General features: G+C 73.7%; 1 protein-coding gene. It reads right to left on the bottom strand.

All coding sequences use genetic code 11. The features are described 5' to 3' along the window. Positions 1 to 240 precede the first annotated feature (240 nt). The gene (locus ACFXB5_RS36905; protein ID WP_385216560.1) at positions 241 to 1,668 is read right to left on the bottom strand and encodes a ThuA domain-containing protein; all 1,428 of its coding nucleotides are present in this window, start codon (positions 1,666 to 1,668) and stop codon (positions 241 to 243) included. Positions 1,669 to 1,786 lie beyond the last annotated feature (118 nt).

Below are 1,786 nucleotides of genomic sequence, written 5' to 3'. Positions count from 1 at the left end.
GGGTGGGGCTGGGGGGGGGGGTGTTGTGGCGGGCGGGGGTGGGCCAGGCCGGCCCCGGCCCGGTGAGCGGGGGCGGGGTCGGGCGGCCGGCCGCCGCCGGGTGGCTGACCCGGGGCCGTCCGGGTGCCCGCGCTGGACAGGTGGTGGGGGTGGCGGCGGGAGGAGGCGGCGTACTCCTGCCCGCCGCCACGCCGTCCCCACGGCTCCCCTCGGGCCGTCGGGACGGCGAATCGGGGGCGCCTAGCCGTCGTGGTGGCGCTGGTGGTGGCCGCCGCCCTTCGCCGGCAGGTCCTTGACGCGGATGTCGCGGAAGGAGACCTCGTCCCCCTCCCCGTGGTTCTGGATGCCGACGTAGCCCTGGAGCAGGCTGCGCGCCGGGTCCCGGTTGGTGAAGTCGTTGATCTTCACGCCGTTGAGCCAGATCCGCAGCCGTTCGCCCTGCACACGGATCTCGTAGGTGTTCCACTCCCCCGGCGGGTTCAGCGCCGCGTCCCGCTTGGCGAGGTCCGCGGACTGGAAGCCGTAGACCGAGCCGGTGGTGTGGTCGGGGGTGTCCGTGGCGTCGATCTGCACCTCGTAGCCGTTGTTGACCGCCGACCAGGGGTCGTCGGAGGCCGGGAAGCCGACGAAGACGCCGGAGTTGTCGTCGCCCGCCATCTTCCAGTCCAGCTTGAGCGAGTACGAGCCCAGCTCACGGGCCCCGTACCAGAGCATGCCCATGCCGCCCGTCGAGGTGAGGGTCCCGGACTCGGTGTCGAGGGTGAAGCTCCCGGGGCCCGCCTGCTTCCAGCCGTCCGTCGAGGTGCCGTCGAAGAGCGGGCGGTAGCCCTGCTCGGGGCGGCAGTCGGCGTGGGCGGCGCCGGTGGCGTAGCGGAGGCCGCCGAGCAGATGCTGCCGGAAGGCGGGGTCGGCGTAGGACTCCTTGGTGTGGCCGAAGCCGGTGTAGAAGGCGCGGCCGCCCCGGTACTCCTGGCACCAGGAGATGGGGTGATCCTCGCCCATCGCGCCGCCCTGGTACGAGGATTCGTCGAGCGTGGCGAGGACCTTCACCCGCTCCCGCGGGTTGGTGCGGTAGTTGTACCACTCATCCGTCCGCTCCCACGTCGGCGCCAGATGCGCGGTCGCGGGGTTGGCCCGGTCCTCGACGTCCACGGTGGCCTGCTGGATCGCGGGGTGGGACTGGAAGTACGCCCCGGCCAGGCCCTCGTAGAAGGGCCAGTCGTATTCGGTGTCGGCCGCCGCGTGGACGCCGACGTAGCCGCCGCCCGCCCGCACATAGCCCTCGAACGCGGACTGCTGGGCGGTGTCGAGGACGTCGCCGGTCGTGGAGAGGAAGACGACGGCGTCGTAGCGGGCGAGGTTGTCGGGGGTGAAGGCGGCGCCGTCCTCGGTGGCGTCGACGGCGAAGCCGCTCTGCGCGCCGAGTTCCTTGATGGCGGCGATGCCGTCGGGGATCGAGTCGTGGCGGAAGCCGGCCGTCTTGGAGAAGACCAGCACCCGGTCGTCGGCGGCGCCGGATGTGGCGGCCCCGGACGCGGCGGCGGGCAGGGCGGTCAGGGCGAGCAGCAGCGTGGCCCCGGCGGCGGCGAGGCGCGCCCCAAGCCGGGAGCGGTTTCCGGAGTCGGATCTGGAGTCGGATCTGGAGTGCGGAGAGGTGTGCGGGTGCATGTCCGTCGTGCTCCTTCCTCCCGGGCCGGGGGGGGGGGGGGGGGCAGGGGAGCGACACCCCCCACCCCCCGCCCCGACAACGAGCACACCACCCCCCCCCCCCCCCGCGCCACACACA

The sequence above is a fragment of the Streptomyces sp. NPDC059455 genome (genome assembly GCF_042750115.1).
Taxonomy (GTDB): Bacteria; Actinomycetota; Actinomycetes; order Streptomycetales; family Streptomycetaceae; genus Streptomyces; species Streptomyces endocoffeicus.
Note: the sequence above shows the minus strand (reverse complement) of the source record. Positions and strands in the feature narration are given on the sequence as shown.

Bases quoted from the DNA above. Each gene is read 5' to 3' on its own strand.
- ACFXB5_RS36905 (WP_385216560.1), bottom strand. From the start codon at position 1,668: ATGCACCCGCACACCTCTCCGCACTCCAGATCCGACTCCAGATCCGAC.